This is a genomic window from Spirosoma arcticum, from assembly GCF_054779955.1.
Window position 1 is genome coordinate 167,664 of record NZ_BAAGXG010000002.1, and the last position, 17,629, is coordinate 185,292.

At 53.3% G+C, this 17,629-nt stretch carries 9 protein-coding genes; 1 reads left to right on the top strand and 8 read right to left on the bottom strand.

Annotated features, from left to right (window positions below; all coding sequences use genetic code 11):
* Nucleotides 1-7: 7 nt before the first annotated feature.
* The gene (locus ACYVHB_RS05175) at nucleotides 8-2,395 is read right to left on the bottom strand and encodes a M1 family metallopeptidase (RefSeq protein ID WP_461050274.1); all 2,388 of its coding nucleotides are present in this window, start codon (nucleotides 2,393-2,395) and stop codon (nucleotides 8-10) included.
* Nucleotides 2,396-2,554: 159 nt separating this feature from the next.
* Between ACYVHB_RS05175 and ACYVHB_RS05180 the strand changes: the two genes are divergently transcribed.
* The gene (locus ACYVHB_RS05180; protein WP_461050276.1) at nucleotides 2,555-3,295 is read left to right on the top strand and encodes a class I SAM-dependent DNA methyltransferase; all 741 of its coding nucleotides are present in this window, start codon (nucleotides 2,555-2,557) and stop codon (nucleotides 3,293-3,295) included.
* Between the two features lie 50 nt (nucleotides 3,296-3,345).
* On the opposite strand, the gene ACYVHB_RS05185 is transcribed toward ACYVHB_RS05180, so the two are convergent.
* The 7 genes from ACYVHB_RS05185 to pbpC all read right to left on the bottom strand — a co-directional run bounded on the left by ACYVHB_RS05185 (nucleotide 3,346) and on the right by pbpC (nucleotide 17,613).
* Nucleotides 3,346-6,141, bottom strand: coding sequence for a TonB-dependent receptor (locus tag ACYVHB_RS05185; protein WP_461050278.1), 2,796 nt, complete (start codon nucleotides 6,139-6,141; stop codon nucleotides 3,346-3,348).
* Nucleotides 6,142-6,406: 265 nt separating this feature from the next.
* Nucleotides 6,407-7,000 (bottom strand): HupE/UreJ family protein, encoded by a 594-nt coding sequence (locus tag ACYVHB_RS05190; protein WP_461050280.1) that lies wholly within the window; start codon nucleotides 6,998-7,000, stop codon nucleotides 6,407-6,409.
* Complete coding sequence (locus tag ACYVHB_RS05195) at nucleotides 6,997-7,509, bottom strand: gamma carbonic anhydrase family protein (protein WP_461050282.1); 513 nt, start codon at nucleotides 7,507-7,509, stop codon at nucleotides 6,997-6,999. The genes ACYVHB_RS05190 and ACYVHB_RS05195 overlap by 4 nt, the downstream gene beginning before the upstream one ends.
* A gap of 92 nt (nucleotides 7,510-7,601) precedes the next feature.
* Entirely contained in the window at nucleotides 7,602-8,909 is a 1,308-nt protein-coding gene (locus tag ACYVHB_RS05200) for a hypothetical protein (RefSeq protein WP_461050284.1), read from the bottom strand.
* A gap of 142 nt (nucleotides 8,910-9,051) precedes the next feature.
* The gene (locus ACYVHB_RS05205; RefSeq protein WP_461050286.1) at nucleotides 9,052-14,604 is read right to left on the bottom strand and encodes an alpha-2-macroglobulin family protein; all 5,553 of its coding nucleotides are present in this window, start codon (nucleotides 14,602-14,604) and stop codon (nucleotides 9,052-9,054) included.
* A 113-nt stretch (nucleotides 14,605-14,717) separates the two neighbouring features.
* Entirely contained in the window at nucleotides 14,718-15,161 is a 444-nt protein-coding gene (locus tag ACYVHB_RS05210) for a nuclear transport factor 2 family protein (protein ID WP_461050288.1), read from the bottom strand.
* A gap of 76 nt (nucleotides 15,162-15,237) precedes the next feature.
* Nucleotides 15,238-17,613, bottom strand: a complete 2,376-nt coding sequence (pbpC, locus tag ACYVHB_RS05215; RefSeq protein WP_461050290.1) for a penicillin-binding protein 1C — start codon at nucleotides 17,611-17,613, stop codon at nucleotides 15,238-15,240.
* Nucleotides 17,614-17,629: the final 16 nt, after the last annotated feature.

The following is a 17,629-nucleotide window of genomic DNA, read 5'->3' on the forward strand; positions in this document are numbered from 1 at the left end:
AGAGTCATTAATTTTTGCCGGTTCCCTGCCGGGCTGGAGCCTGCTGGCGTTGCTGCTGCATCGGATTTGGCCCTGCTGCCTCTCGCCCCTGTTGTTGTTTAAATAACTGAAAACGGGTGGGCTGGGCCACGGGCGGAAATGTGTTGTCTTCGGTGTTAATATCCGCAATCTCGTAAAACGGATCGAGGATCCACTGCTTCACTTTCTTGGTGGTAGTAACCACCTTCCTGATTGATGCGTCGTTGAAACGCCAGATCTCAGCGGGGAAGCGGGCCACCGAATCCGTCCCATCTTCAAACTCCATCCGCACGATAACCGGCATGGGAATGCCGCCTTTATTTTTCAGCGACAGCGTATAAAAATTCGTACCCGCTTCGGCCAACTGGCGTTCGTCGGGTGTCAGAGTGGCTAAATAATTTTGATACTGCCTGCGGTCTTCGTCAGTAACGGCATACGGGTCGTAGCGATTGTAAAAATCGCGCATGGTGCTGTCCTGGGCCACTACGGTCTGCTCCTTCCCCGACGCGTCACGCTGTTTGCTGATGGTGTTCGCCTTGCGCTGGGCGGCTGCGCGGGCTTCGGCTTTGGTCACGTCCGGGTTTTGGGTGTTCGGCTGAAACCAGTCCACCTTTACTAATGACTGGTCAACGGGCTGCACACCGTAGAACCAGCCTTTCCAGAACCAGTCTAAGTCAACGCCCGACGCGTCTTCGAGGGTACGAAAAAAATCAGCGGGTTCGGGTGATTTAAACGCCCACCGCCGAGCGTACTCTTTAAACGCATAATCGAACAGCTCACGGCCCATCACCGTCTCCCGTAAAATGTTGAGTGCCGTAGCTGGTTTACTGTAGGCATTGGGACCAAACGTATTCGGCAAAATATTGTCCGAACTGCTCATGATGGGCACCTGCTGAGTAGAGTCAAGCTGCATGTATGGCACAATTGACTGCGGTTCAATGCCCCGCGCCGGGAAGTTGGGGTCCCACTCTAAACACGTTAACCCTTCCAGAAAGCTGTTCAGACCTTCATCCATCCAGGACCACTGCCGTTCGTCGGAGTTAACGATCATGGGGAAAAAATTATGGCCTACTTCGTGAATGACAACCAGAATCAAGAAATTCTTGGTGCCCTCCGAATAGGTACCGTCCGACTCCGGCCGTGCACCGTTAAAACTCATCATCGGGTATTCCATACCCCCAACAGGGCCATGCACGGAGTAGGCCACGGGATAGGGATAAGCAATCGTCCGGCGCGAATAGGAGCGGAGCGTGTGCGCCACAAGCCGGGTCGAATACTGACCCCAGAGTGGGTTAGCTTCTTTTGGGTAAAGCGACATGGCCCAAACGGGTTTTCCTTCGACGGTTGGCTGCAGGGCGTCCCAAATAAACTTTCGGCTGCTGGCAAATGCGAAGTCGCGCACATTATCCGCTTTGTAAACCCAGGTTTTTGTACCCGTGGGCTTGCCTTTCTCAGCCGCTTCAGCCTCGGCCTGATTGACAAGCAGTACCGGATTTTCACCGGGTTTGTTGCCCCGGCCTTTCGCCTGATTCCAGCGCTTCTGCTGCGTGGCCGTCAGTACCTGAGACGGATTTTGCAGTTCGCCGGTGGCACCAACAACATGATCGTTGGGTACGGTTAGCGCGACCTTGTAATTGCCAAAAATGAGCGTAAACTCACCCTGTCCAAGAAACTGCTTATTTTGCCAGCCGGTCACGTCGTTGTAGGCGCACAGACGTGGGAACCACTGCGCAATTTCATAAACATAGTTGCCGTCTTTTGGGAAGAACTCGTAACCCGAACGGGCGTGCGTTGCGTTGGCGTCGACAATCTTGAAATTCCAGTCGACCGAAAACGTGACGGATTTACCGGGCGCAACGGCCTGTGGCAGATCAACCCGCATCATGGTTTGGTTGATGGTGTACCTGAGCGCTTTTCCGGCCTGATCGCGCACGGACGTAATTTTGTGTCCGTAATCTTTACCGGCTAAAGCCCCACTGGGATTTAACTGATTAGCGGTGGCTCCGCGTTCGGCGTTGATGCTGTTGGTGGTGGCGGTGTTGCCATCGGCATCGGGCCGGAATAAATTCTGATCCAACTGCAACCACAGGTAAGGTAAGGCATCGCCCGAATTATTGCGGTAGGTAATTGTCTCTGAGCCGGTTATTTTTTGCTTCGTATCGTCAAGAGAAGCTTTGATGTCGTAGTCGGCACGATTCTGAAAATAATCTTTACCGGGCGCTCCCGACGCCGTGCGAAAGGTATTAGGCGTGGGTAACACGGGGCCAAGTTGCTCGAAACGTGTGTTGGCCCGCTGGGTGGGAGGAGTTGGTGCCTGAGCATTGACCGATAGCGTTACTACGGCCAAACCCATTGCAAACAAAATCTTCTTTTGCATAAGTTGATTTGGTACGTGTTGAGAAGAGAAGGTAAAAATACGACAAAAGTGTTTCTGTAGTGTACACTACAGGAATGGAGTGCCTACTTTTAAGCCATATGAACTGCGGACGGATGGCAAACTATTGACGTACGTACGTTTTAGCAGTTTCCTCAATGCATGACAAAACTCTATTCTGATCTGGCGTACCTCTACGACGCTATGTATCAAACGTTTATCGACTATGACAAGGAGTTTGGGTTATACGCTGATTTATTACGTCAGCATCAGGCCAAATCAGTGCTTGAAATAGGTTGTGGAAGCGGCCATTTAGCGAAGCGATTTACTAACCAACACTACGATTATCGGGGAGTCGACATCAGTCCGCAAATGCTGGACATTGCCCGTCGTCGTTGCCCGCAAACCCAATTCGAGCAGGCCGACATGCGCACAATCACTTCTGAGCGCTTGTTCGACGCCGTGCTGATTACGGCCCGTAGTATCAGCTACATTATTCATAATCAGGAGGTCCTGAGCACGCTCCGCCACATTGGTCAGTGCTTACCCGAAAATGGAAAGCTGATTTTCGACTTTATAGACGCGGCTACATTTCTTCCTGACATGGACGAATCTGCGCTCATTGAACACTGGGCAATTCACGAGCAGCAATCGTATCTTCGACAAAGCCGTTACGTACCCAATTTAGCCACTGGACTGACTTGGGACTGGCACTCGGCTTTTTTTGTGGAAACCCCCGATGGGCAGCACCAGCCCATTGGGACTGACTTGGCTACGTTACGGGCATTTCTGCCCGACGAGATCCGGTTGTTGCTGCAATTGGCTGGTTTCAGACTTATTGAGGAGCACGTCGTTCAAACCTACGCATTCAGTACGGTGATGGTTGTGGCGATCAGGTCATAAAAAAAGAGACCCCGTTGAGAGTCTCTTTTCGGCAACGCAGCTTTTTTGATTTAGAACCGAATGTTTAGATTACCGTTGAATATCGTTCCCAACTGGCTGAATTGTGAACCGTTATAGCCCAGGATATCGTAGCGACCGCTGAAGGTCAGAAAACCGCGTAGCAACGACTTCGCTTCTGCATTGGCGAGAGCTTGCTCCCCCGTGGCGTTTATGGCCACTAAATCCCACTTAGGCAGAATGTTGAACAGGTTGTTGACATTGACCGTAGCCGATACATTCTTGCCGAACAAATAGCCGATGCTCAAGTCAGTGACAACAGCGGGTTTAAACGTAGCCTTGATGTTCTCCATTGCTGATCCGCCATTGTCTAAATCCTGGAAAGACGTTGGTCCAAACAGCGTGTTGTTCAGGTTCACAGTCAACTTGCCGACGCCATAGTCCAGACCCAGAATCGTCTTGTATTTTGGGCGGCTTTCGGTGAGCAGCGACTTAATCTGCGTGTTCAGAATACTTGACCCAGCGGCTCTGATTGCAGGTGGATCGGCGGGCAAACCTACAATTTTGTTTTCCAGTATGACATTACCCGCCAGATTGATACCCACCTTCCCTCTGCCTACGCCTACGTTGCGGTACGAAACCACGTAATCCAGACCAGATGTTGTCGTTTCGATACCGTTGATGAAGAACTGAATCGTTCGTACTCCCGCCTGACTCAGAATAGCACCCAGCGCACTGGTTGGATCTGCCGATCTGATCGACGAACTATACACGATGCGGTCTTTAACGTTGATTCTGAAGTAATCCAGCGTGATGCTGAAATCTTTAACCGGGGTTAGGGCCAGACCCACCGTGTAGTTGGTTGACCGTTCGGGCTTCAGGGGTGGAATACCCAACAGGCGGGCCTGTGAACTGCGGTTGTTGAACAAACCAGACAACTGAATGGTCCCGCCAACAAAAGCCGCCTGCGTCGACTGAGCATAGATCTGGTGCAGTGCCGGAGCGCGGAATCCCGTTGAAGCCGATGCACGAACGATGATCCGGTCGTCCGCTAATTTATAGCGGGACGAAAATTTATAAACGTTTGCTGCCCCGAAGTCACTGTATTTCTCCGTCCGGAAGGTGCCGTTCAGCAGGAAATTTTTGGTCAAATCATAGTTCAGATCGAGGTAAGCCCCAATGTTGAAGCGTTGGTTCGATCCCGCGTTGGCCCGGTTGATGCCCGGAAACGAGTTAGTGCCTTCGCCACTGAACGAGTTATCATCACCGGCAATGATCGTGTATTTTTCTGACCGGGCCTCGGTGCCAAACCCAATACTGAATTTGTCTGTCACCTGTTTGGCTATGTCAATGTTGCCCACCAGATGCTGAAACTCATACCCACCGGGCTTGAAACGCGTTGGACTGGACTTGCCCAAACTGGCATTAACCGTGTTATCGACGGTGTAGGTTTGACCATTATAGCCCGTAGTCAGGCTGATGTCATGGCGCCAGCCGTTGGTTTCGCCCTTCACACCCACTGTCGCGTTATAATCCAGTAAATCACCTTCAAACGTAGGCACGTATCCGATATAGCCTCTGTATAAATCAGGAGTGTCTTCAGTAGGATAGGCCAGCGTTGCCTGCGTGAGGTAGTTTTTTCCGCCGTTGTCGGTTGGGCTGTGCAACAATCCCCGGTCCTGACGCCAGTACGGTGTGCGATAGTTGGCGAAACTCGAAACCCGCTTCACGATCATAGCCGCATTGGCATAGATCTGGTTTCTTTCGTTGAGCGAAATACCAGCGTTAATCAGGAACCGGCCCGCAATTGTTTCACCCGTTCCGTTGATATTGTTGGCGGTCGGATAATCGTTCAAGTATGTTCTAATTAATGCGTCCTGCGCCGGATTGCCACCAAACGTAGCAATTTCCGTAGGCACATCCACAATGCCCGACCGAACGGCGCTGCCCTGCTGCTGCAAATTGACCGTGTAGTTAACAAATCCTTTGGTGCCAAGATTGGTCCCGCTATTGAACGACACGTTATACTGACCTCCATCGCCTTTCGACGTAACACCGGCATTTACATCCAGACTGGTGTAGTCAAATCGGTCTTTGAGAATGATGTTGATAACCCCGGCAATGGCATCGGAACCGTACTGGGCCGAAGCGCCATCGCGCAGAATTTCGACCCGCTTGATGGCTTGCTGAGGAATAGCCGATATGTCGACGCCTACTTCCCCCCGACCCGGTGAGAACTGCACGTACAGCAGCGAACTCAGATTTTTACGTTTGCCATTAATGAGAATAAGCGACCGGCTGGGACCCATGTTGCGAATTTCCCAGGGGTCGATCAACGTTGTGGCATCGTTAACGGGCGTGTTAACGGTGTTGAATGAAGGAACCCGATACTGCAAGGCCTTATCGAAGGTAGGTTGTCCGGTCGATTTCAACTCACTGGCTGGTAGAATATCCACCGGAACCGGCGAGTCGATTAACGAACGTTGCGAGGCCCGGCTACCCACCACGACTACCTCATTCAGAATGGACGAGGAGGGATCGAGCGTTACGTCGAGCGTTACGTCGCTGCCTGTGTTGGTCACCGTTTTGTCGAACGTAGTGAACCCAATGAACGAAAACCGGACCTGATTCGCACCTTCGGCCAGGCGGAGCGAATACGTGCCAGCAGCATCGGTGGAGGTACCCGTGTTAGTTCCGGCCAGGATTACCGTAACACCCGCCAGCGCATTGTTTTGCCCATCACGGACGGTTCCTTTAACCACGGACTGCGCCCACGCCACGCCCGTTGAAAGACAAAGAAGCAAAGCCGCTGTCAGCAGGCAGCTTCGTGAGGAATAGTAATTTTTCATACGAGTTACTTTACAAACTGATAAAACTGAGGTTAATTATTTTGGCGTTAAAGATATAATCAAAATTTTGTATAATGATATATTGATAGACTGGTAGACTATTTTGCCAAACACGGTGTAGCCAAATACTATTTGGAAAGGATACTTATTCGTTTAATTATTTGCAATAATTCGTTTGGGAAAGAGATTACAAGCGTGAACAGGCACTAAAACATACCTGCACTTTTATCGCAAAGTGAGGATGCCGCAGAATATTATTTGCGAATCAGCGATTGATAATCAGTGAGATGGCCATACCTGCTGCGATGCCCGACACAATCAGCGTCCAACGTAAACGACTACTCCGCAACACGTCCACCACGATGTAAGCCAGTGTTAGAACCATACCCACAATGAGCAATTGGCCCAGCTCGAGTCCGACATTGAACGCCAGCAGCGGCTGTGTAATGTTGGACTCGCGGCCCAACAGACTACGAAGATAATTAGAGAAGCCCATGCCGTGAATCAGGCCAAACGCTAAAGCCAAGCCATACCGCCAGGTTACGTTTAGTTGTCTGCTCGTCCGCAGAAGGCGTTTTTTGGGCTCTTTGTAAAAAAAATTAGCGATTGCTGTAATCAGGATTGTTACCGGAATCAGTAACTCGACCAGTGCCGTGCTGTAGTCAACCAACCGGAGTGTTGCCAGGGCCAGTGTAATAGAATGCCCAATGGTAAAAGCGGTCACCAAAATAAGCACCTGTCGCCATTGTCGGATTGTGTAAACGGCACACAGCGCTATTACAAACAAAATGTGGTCATACCCACGGGGGTCGGTGATGTGGTCGAAACCTAAGCGGAGGTAGATCAGAAAGTCGCTCATGCTTTATACCAGTCCGCGTACATGACGTAGTTAGTAGCCGTGCGAGCGAAAATCTCAGCCTGTTCGGGCGAAACGGCTTTTAACAATCGGGCTGGATTACCCGCGTAAATCGAGCCGGGGGGCACCACGGTGTGTTGAGTCACAATGGCTCCGGCGGCAATGATGCTTCCCGTGCCAATGACGGCCCCGTCCATAACGATAGCTCCCATACCAATCAGCACATCGTCTTCAACCGTACAGCCGTGAACGACAGCGTTATGGGCGATGGATACGGAACTGCCGATGGTGGTTTTGTAGCGTTGATAGGTGCAGTGAATGACGGCGCCGTCCTGAACATTGGTGCGGTCGCCAATGGTAATGCTGTTGACATCGCCCCGGACAACGGCGTTGAACCAGACCGTGCAGTCGTGGCCCAGTATGACCTCGCCAACTATGGTGGCGTTGTCAGCGAACCAGCAATTGTCACCGAATTGGGGGTGAATGCCGCGAACGGCTTTTAGTAATGCCATGCCGCAAATGTAAACACGGTTCACTGGTGACTCAACAGAAAGGGGCCGATTCTGTTGAACCGGCCCCTTCCCATACGACTCAAAGAAATCAATTACTTCTTATCAACTTTCTTTTCAACTTTGTCGACAGCTTTTTCCAGTGCCTCTTCGATGTCGTCGACAATGCGGTTCGTTTCACGTCTTACTTTCCTCAGATCGTCTTCGTTTGCCCGCTGCACTTTATAGTACGAATCAGTCAATTGACGGCGTTTGTCTTCGAGGTCTTTAACGCGCTCTTCACGCTTTTGCCGATCCTTACGGCTTTCATTCTTTACTTCGGCTTTTGCCTCGTCAATCTGCTCGTCAATCTTATCCGTTTGTTCCGAGATCCGGTCACCTAAATCACGCCGTTCACGGTCAAGATCACTGTTGCTGGAACGATCGTTGTCGCGGTCGTCGCGGCTATTCCGATCGCGGTCGTCAGCCCGGCTTTCGCTCCGGTCGTCCCGGTTGCGGTCGTCACCCCGACTGGCATTCCGATTATCGCGATCCCGATCATCATCCCGGCTGGCGCTCCGGCTGTCACGTTGGTTCTGCCGGTCGTCGCGAGCATTATCCTGACTGTCACGAGCGCTATCCCGACGGTCGTCGCGGTCATCATTCTGGCTGCTACTACTGCGAGAGTCACGATCATCACGATCCCGACTGTCGCGGTCGTCATTGCTGTTTCGGCTCATGTCCCGGTCGCGCCGGTCATCAGATCGCTCGTCGTCCCGACGGTTATATCGATCATCACTCCGGCGACTGTCGCTGGAGTAACGGTCCGACTGCATCCGGTCGTCATCCCGTCGATCATCATCCCGGCTGTTGGAGCGACTATCCGACGAACGCCGGTCGTCATACCGCTGGTCGTCACTGTTACGACTGTAGGAGTCGCGATAGCTGTTGCTGTTGTCATCCGAACGGCCGGAGCGGCTGTTATACGAATCACGCTCGCTGTAGGAGTCGCGTTCGTTATCCCGATCACTGTCGGCATACCGGTTATTATACGAATCACTACCCGACAAGCGGTTGGGGCTGTTCTCATCCCGGCGACCATTACGGTCTGAATACGACCGGCTGTCAGAACCGTACGGGTTACGGTACGAATCGCTGTCCCGCAAGCTGCTACGGCTTGAGCGTTCATCGCGTTCGCTGTCCCGATTCCGGTCATTTCGGTTTCCCGACCTCTCCTCATCACGATCCTGACGATCATTATCGGTAGTGCGGTTACGCGAATCCCGGCTGTTACTACTGCGTTGCGATACATCGTCGCGTTCGGGTCCCGAACCGCCATATAAAATCCGCTCGGTGGTAGCGCAGGAGGATAATCCTACAGTAGCTGCCAGCATAGCAGCGACCACCCATGTTTTCCTTTTCATAGCGTTGCTGGTAAGTGTTGTTAATGACGTTGAATAGGGCTCAAAAAATGTACCAATGCCGTTAAGACTCGTAAACGCACTATGGCCCCTCGTTGTTGGGCAGGTCTTCTACAAAATGTGTGGAGTAAACGCCCGATTAGCATCAATTCACAATTAAAACGCCTGCTCCATTGTAGCTTCGATACTCACCGTTGTACATGGCATCGGCCGAGACGGGACCGAGCACAAACCGCCCTTTTGAAATCGCACGAGCTAAATAATAAAACGTCCGTTCGGTGCCCGTAGCGTCGGTGTAAAAATTGATCCGGTCGTCGCGCAGGTCAAAATGCTCGGGCCGGGCCGGCCGGTCCGCCGGTGCGATTCCGGGGTTTAGCGATGCGCTTTTGAGCCACGGCATATCACGGGCTTCAGTCAGGCGGGGATTTTCTACTTCCAGTCCGGCGGGAAGTAGATCGGTGACAACGACGTTCTCGACGTTCAGTCCATTCAAGCTGGAGAGTGTGACCCGCACAACCACCAGATCGTTTTGCCGGATGGCTCCCGTAATCGGTTGCCCATCGCGGGTGAGGTATTGCCGACGTACCCGTAATCCATTATCCTCTTCACCGATTGTTCCACTAACTGGAACGCCTTCGCTTTGCGCGAAATAATAAACGTTTCCCGACCCGCTGGCGCTTAGTTTAAGCGGTACATTTGTCGGGACTCGATTCACATTAAGGAACGCAGTAGTCATGTTCCCCACTGTTTTGCCGCCTGCCGAAAGCGTCGCTGTCGCGGTGCTATTGGTATTCTGACGGGCCAGTTTACCAAGCGCCAAAAACGCAAAAGCGGCTTCCTGCGTGTTGAGATACGTGTTTTGGCGCAAAGCCGTTGATAGTTGACGGGCCAGCGTTGGAATCTGGAGACTGTTACGATCAGTATCCACGAGAGCGTCGAGCACCAGGGCGAGATTGCGCAGGGGCGACGCGTAGCTGCCACCCGTTTGCCGACCCGTTGAATTGTCGCGGAGTTGCTTAGGCAGCAGTGCCGTATAACTGCGGGTGTCGCCGATTCGGAAGAAAGCCGATGCCAGTAAATAGCGGCTGTCGGAGCTTAGCGAAGCTACATTCTGCTTATAATAATTCATGGCCGCCCGGTTGGGTTTTCCCGCCACGGCCAGCGTATAAAGCCCATAAATACTCGTTCGGCTGGTTATCTTCCGCATAGCCCGACCACCAGATTCATCGTAGGTGATGGCATTTTCGAAAGCTGGATTGTTGGTGAACGTAGTCAGAAAGTCAATCGCCGAACTTAACACCGACGCTCGAACCTCATAACCCGCTTCCTGGGCTTCGGACAAAAAATGCAGGGCGTAAGCCGTTGCCCACAAATCGACGCCCGCCCCGAACCGCTCACCCGGCCACATCGCAAAACCACCGTTTTGTAGCTGCAGACTTTCGACCGTCTGCACGGCCTGCCGTACGTTGGTAGCCGGGTTCATGTCACTCTCGCCCGACCGGACAAAGTACGTGTTGCTGTTAAGTTGTTTGGCCAGATCGGCGAAATAAAGTTGCGGAAACGCTTTGGAAATCGTTTGTTCGATGCACCCGTGCGGGTAGCCCAGCAGATACGACAACTCCCGCCCGTACTGCGCCACCGGCGACCGGCTCAGCGTCATGCTGGCCCGCGCGGTGCCGGGCAAAAACTGCCCCGCCAGCCGAAACGTCTCTGCTTTTCCACCAGCCACCACGCCCGAGATAGTCGTTTTTTGCAACGATGCCGCTGGCCGAACGGTCACCTCTGTTTTTTCGGTAAATGTCTCGTTTAGTCCACTAACCGTCACCACCACCGCGCCCGGACCAATGGACTGGCTGGCCTTTACCCGAAATGTGGTTTGGGTTTCGCGGCCGGGCTGAATGGTCAGCTTTCGGGTGCTTACACTGTCAACCGTCAACGGACCCGTCAGGCTGAGCCGGGCCGTAACGACAGCGGGTTTTTTCGTCGTGTTGCTTAGGTTAACGGGTAGTTCAACCTCGTCGCCGGGGGTCAGAAAACGGGGTACGCCCGTGCTGATGACAATGGGATCGGCTACCTTCATACTGCTGTTGGCTGACCCAAACGCATTGTCTTTGTACGCCACCGCCATCACCCGCAAATCGCCCGAAAATTGGGGTACGTCGACCGAAAACTCGGCTTCGCCGTCCAGGCCGGTTTCCAGAATACCGCTCCACAGAGCCACCAAGCGCACCCGGCCGTTGCTGAGTGGGTTCACGCGCCGTTCGAGGTCGTAGCCATCACCCCCCGTGCTCGACCGGGACGACCGCAGCGACAACTCGGGGTATAGCAGCGCGTACAGATCGTGGCTCCCCACTTCGAGCGCACGTTTCTGGTAGAAAAATTCGTGCGGATCGGGCGTTTTAAAGTTTTTAAGCTGCAAAATTCCTTCGTCCACCACCGCCACCGTTACCTGCGCATTGCGGGCGGTTTTGATCCGAATCGTTTGCTTCATTTTCGAGCGCGACTGCGTGGTAGCCGTGATTGTGACGGGTAATTTGGTATCGGCATCCTCGACCTGGACTGATGCAAACCCGTGCGCAACTGTGATTGGCAGATTGGCTTCGGCCCCATTATCGGCATTGATGGCCCGGATGAGGGTCGCCGTCAGGTACACGTTGGGCAGATGTTCATTGCCGACCGACAACGTCCACTCGGCCGATTTGTCCTTTGTTGTTAGCCAATGTTGTTCAAGGACCCGGTTCCGCTCGACGGTTACTAATAACTTCCCATCGAACGGGGCTTTGAACAGGACTTTGGCCCGGTCGCCGGTTTGGTACGCTGGTTTGTCGAGCGTCATCAACACCTGACCTTCCTGACTAACTTCAAACGAAGAGGCCGACGTGCTGCCGTACCCGTACGCATAAAAACCAGTAGCTGCGTAATTTGCCGCGCCCAGCCTGCGCACCCGGATTTCATACTCACCCGATACCATCGGCACGTAGCGAATGGCCGCTCTCCCTCCTTTAAACGTTAACGTGTTACTGTAAACAGATTTCTCGCGCCGTTTGGTGGTGTACTTGATCTGCGACTGATTGCCATCCCCCTTCTTTTCAATCACCGTCTGGTAGTCAAAACGCACGATCTCGATCAGAGCCGACGCCGACGAGCGCAGCGCACCAGCCGGATCGACGGCAACGAGTTCGGTGGCAAGTGGCACACCCGTTGTGACGTAGCGGTCCGGGAGCCGCACCCCGAAAAGCGTTTCCTGCGTCTGCACGTCGAAGCGCCGAAGCCGGTTAACGGGTCGCCCGTTCTCATCGAAAACTGTCACGAATAGTTTGCCTTCCAACATTCCAATGTCCTGATAGAGCGCGGGAATAACGAACCGCTCCGTCGCCTGCCCATTCGTATTGGTGCGTCCCTGTCGAAGTTCTTTTGGGAAGGAGCTTTCGTTGGGGATCGAAAAATTGTATTCATCGAAGCCTTTCGGCGCAAACGTTTTCCGCTTCAGTTGCAGCTCCATTTCGTAGGCCCGGTCGGATGCGGGCGGGCCGAACAGGTTCAGGGCCGTGGCGGAAAGCGTGATTGTCTGACCCGATTTATAATTTGTTCGGTCAGTCAGCACATCTACTTTAATGCGGTCGGGCACAAACTCTTCCACGCTCACTGGCTGCGAAGTCAGCAGCACATTATTGGCGTTCATCACTTCGATGGTATAGCTACCCGTTACGGCGGCCGGGTCGAGTAGTACATCGGTGGTTACGGCTCCCTGCGCATTGGTCGTTTTGCGCAAGACCCGCAGTTCGCGACCGTTTGGTGTCAACACCCGGATCAGCACGGGCATGTCGCCCACGGGTTGCCACGATTGCGACCGAACTACGGTGTTAAAATGGATGGTTTCGCCGGGGCGGTAAATGTCGCGGTCGCCGTAAACGAAAGCGTCGAACCCTGATGCGTTGTCGCGTTTCCCTTCCACCTCGAAGCGGGACGTTTCGACCTGCGTATCGGGCAGGAACAGAAAGTTAAAATCGTCAGCGCTGGTCCCATCGCCAGAACGAGCGGTCAGCAGCGCAATCTTAAAGCCGGGGGCCTTCTCGCTTACCTCATCAAATTTGACAAAGCCGCTGCCATCGGTTTTGAGGGAATAAACGGACTGGTTGTTGCTGCTGATGAGCGTAATCTCGACTCCCTGCATCGGTTCGGCTGTGCGGATAGAGTTGGCCCAAACCAGCACTTCGTCTTTGGTTTGCCGGGCCACTAAGCCAATATCCGATACCGACACCAACTGACTCGCTTGCAGATACGCTTCCTCCTTCGACGCCACCGACACGATATAAATACCGCGCAAAGGTTGCCCCTGAATGGTTCGCTGGTCGGGTAGTGCCACGTTTAGCGCCGAAACGCCCCGCACGGTTGGCAGGTCGGTGACGGTCACGGTTTTGTTCACCAGTACGTCGCTAAGGTCGGCCTGCTCGTCGTCGCTGTAGGTGAAACCACCAGTTGGACCCCACGAGCCGTCGCCCCCTTCGGCGTATTGCTCGTACCGGTTCGAGCGCAGGTAGTTCAGCAGATTATTTTCGTACAGTTTGGCAATCTTGACCTGCACTTTCGGGACGTTGATAATATTGAGACCGATGTTCCGTGCGCCCTTTGCGCCTAAATACAGCGCCTTCGTGTTGACAAATGCAATGCTGGCGGGCATTTTGCCGAAGAACAAATCCCGCGTTACCGGCTCGGCTAATTTCGTTCCCAGCACGCCCCGAATCTGGTCGGTCAGGGTTAGCACGTACGTATCGGCTTCGGTAAAATTACCCCGGATGATGAACCCATTCTCAGTCAACTCGGCAGTTGTTTCGACCTGGGGCTGGACGGCGTAATATTGGTTTATAGCGCCCGGCTGAAGCTCCTGCGTGGTGATGACCCGTACGATGCCACGATTATTTTCAAAACTTGTTTGCACGTCGGCCACGTCAACACTCATCGGAGAAGGTAGCGACGTTGTTTGTTCAATATTTTCTTTACTGATATAGGCGGTATTGGATACTTTCAGTCCTTTGGCCACGCTGAGCGTCAACGGCTGCTCATTCTTGGCCTGATTCGCTGGCCCAGCCGGGAGGTTAGTCAGCATCAGTGCTACGCTGTTCTGCGCACTACTGCCCATAACCTGCGTCGTCAACGCCCGGTCTTCGCTTTTGGCAGTCAACTTCCCCGATACCTCCGCCGAACTGACCGGGTAGTTGAAGTTGAGCCGAACTTTTGCCACCGGCTGACCCGATTCTGCCGACTTCGACCACCAGCTTTCGGTGCCCGTCAATTGGAGGTAGGGGGTATGAAAGCTGATTTCCTCACCCGACAGGCGCAGGTCTTTCTGGTCAGTTCGTTTTAACAAATTGGGGGTTAGTTCCGCCCGGTAATCGGTTGCCGGGTCAAACGCTACGGTGGGCGAAAACAGCAGTTCGCTGGGAGACGTCCACTTGAATTTGCCCCGAACGGCAGGCTTGAACCGCACATACTGCGTTGAGTCCCACTCATCGAAACGACTGTCTGGGCCAACATTTTTATTGAATGTAAACGTCAGATTTTGAGTCTGTTGCACTTCATCTTCGAAGTTACGGCCCACAACGGCTACCTCATTGAACGACAGCCGGGAGCAACCCAGCAGAACTAATAGAATACTGACGCAGCAAAGCAGGGTACGGCGGGAGTGGGTAGCGTTCATAATGGAGAATGGTACGAAGTCGAATACTAACAAAAAAAACCCACTTCGCTAAGGAATGGGTTTTTTGCGCTACGAAAAAGCATAACCGAACTCAAAAATGATTGGGTCTCTTGCTACTTCATTGGCGTAAACTGGACATTCACAATTTTCCAGTTACTGCCCTGCTTCACGCTACTAACACAAAACGCCGAAGTAGCGTCGAGGGGTTGCCCCTGAATGGCACCTTTCACTTTCCAGGTGCCGGTCATCACGGCCGAATCGGTGTTGTACTGACGCGTCCGGGCGTCGGAAACAACACCCGTTTCAATAGTGACATAGCCTCCACTGACTCCCTGTACGAGCAGGTCGCCATCAACGGATTGTCCATCGAAACTAATAATGGTAAAATCAGGGGCGATTAGTTTGCCCATCGAAGTGCCGTCTTCATCGAGCATGGCTTTAAAAAAAGCGTTGCCAATGGCCGTTGGGTCCTGAGTAGGATCGGCAGTAGCAGCTTGTTGAGCGAAGGCAGAGGTAGTAAGCAGCAGAGCCGCAACAAACGAGACTATTAATTTCATAATGAAAGAGAACAAGGATTGATTTTCGAGGTGGAAAAATCTTAAAAAATAGTGGGAAAGCCAAATTGTGAATTTGTTACTCCGCCTTTATCAGCACCCGCAAATCGCTGTATCGTCCTCTGTCGTCGGCGCAGGAGACTTTCAAAACACCTGGCCGGGGCTTAAAAAACACGGCTTCGGTGGGGCGGGCTTTGCGATATAGCTTATCGTTCACGTACCAATAAACGGTTTGAACGTCGTTGGCGGCCTGGCAGCCTAACTCCAGTTCGGCAGGTTGAGCGGGGTTGATGAAGTACTCACTACCGTCGTTTAAGCTGGTAATCAGTGGTCCAGCCGTACCGAATACTCGTTCGCAGGCGGGGTTGTGGGGCGGCACCGGATCGAATGGAATGTGCCGACTCCGGTAAAAGGCGACTAACTCCGGAGACAGGTTGGGGTACGACCGGCGCACCCAACCGGAATCGGGTCGGCACTGCGGGCAGTAGGTTAAGGTCCTGGCGAAGTTCGTAAAAGCGATTTTTCGGTGCTGGCAAGACCGATGCCGCGACACGCCCATGATGTGGTAATCCGTAACTGGATTCTGGCAGGAATCGCCGGGAATATCACCCGTTTCGGGGCAAATCAGCCGCATTGCCAGAGCGCTGGTTGTGCTTGTTGGCATCTGAAACCAGCCCTTAGACGAATTGTAGTCGAGGGCATTAAATAACTGAAACAGCAGTGGCGTCGCGGTGTTCGCTCCGCTCAGTTCGGCCACGCCCACCCCCGAAAAGTTTCCGATCCACACGCCAATCGTGTAGCGCCGGTTGTAACCAATACTCCACGCGTCGCGCCGACCGTACGATGTACCCGTTTTCCAAGCAATGCGCGGCAGGTGGTAACTGTTGTCGAAATTGTTGGGCAGGTCGGGTCGGGTGATCTGCGTAAGTGTGTTCGTGACGAGGTAGGCGGCTTCGGGAGAGAGTAAACGCACCCCACCGGAACGCCGGGCCGGGGACACATCCCCCTCCCCTTTCTTCAATGGGAGGGCCGGGGTGGGGTAAAGCAACCCCAACGGTCCCACCACACCCCCATTCGCCAGCCCCACGTATAACCGTGTCATCTCCTCCAGCGTTACGCCACAACCACCCAGAATCATGGATAGTCCCAAGTCTTTTGATTGCTTTTTTACCGTTGAGAAACCGGCTTTCTGCAACGTGGATACCAGCGCGGGCGTGCCAATCTCTTTCAGTAGTGCCACGGCTGGAATGTTGAGCGAATTGGCCAGCGCAAACTCGGCCGTGACGGAGCCGTTGAATCGACGGTCATAATTGTCGGGTTCGTACCCGCTGAAATTAGTGGGTACGTCGGCTAATTTAGTTTTGGGCGTAATGAGTCCTGCATCGAACGCCAACCCGTAGAGCAGCGGTTTCAACGCACTCCCCGGCGACCGTACCGCCCGAACGCCATCGACCTGACCACCGTCGAACGTATCGCCAAAATTAGCTGAGCCAACGTACCCTACCACCTCCCGCGTTTGATTATCCACAATCAGCACGGCCGCGTTGTGGATATTGTTGCTCCGGATGCGGTTGGCGTAGTTTTGAACAAGCCGCTCGGCCGTAGCCTGCGTTGCTGGGTTCAACGACGACCGAATGATGGGCTGACCCGGCAACTCAACGCGAAGTCGATGGGAAAGATGTGGAGCTAATTGGGGCGCTTTGCGCCGGTAGGCGCTGAGCGGCTCGGCGAGTGCATCGGTAATAACTGTCTCATCGTACACGTGGGCGACCCGAAATCGGTTGAGCCAGCGATCTCGTTCCTGAACCACCCGCGCGTTGTCAATGCCCAGGCGTAGGCTCGACGGTCGGTTTGGAATAATCGTCAGGGTGGTTAGTTCAGCTAAACTCAGCAACACGGGGGGCTTCCCAAAATACAGCAGCGACGCCGATTTTAGTCCTTCGATATTGCCGCCGTATGGAATCAAATTCAGGTACAGTTGCAGAATTTCATCTTTCGAGAAATGTACTTCCAACTGTATCGCCCGGAACAGTTCGATAAGTTTGTTACGGTACGTTCGCGGGCGGGGTTCGAGTAGCCGAACGGTTTGCATCGTAATGGTCGATGCCCCCGATGTTCGCCGACCCGTTAGCAGATTACGCCCGGCCGCCCGCATCATGGCTATCGGGTTGAAACCAGGGTGATAATAGAAGTATTTATCTTCTTTATATAAAATCGCGTCGCGAAGGACGGGCGTAATCTCGGACAGTTCGGCATACATGCGCCATTTATCGTCGCGGCTCAAAAACGCGTGCAGGATAGAGCCGTCGCGGGCGGTGATCAGCGTCGAATAAGGAACGATTGTGTTAACCGGAACGAAGCGGTCTATCCCAAAAAATAGCAACACCACCGCCACACCGGCTTTTACGGATCCCTGTCTCCCGATTCGGTTCAACCACTTTCCCGCACTTTCCACCGGTCAATTTGATAAG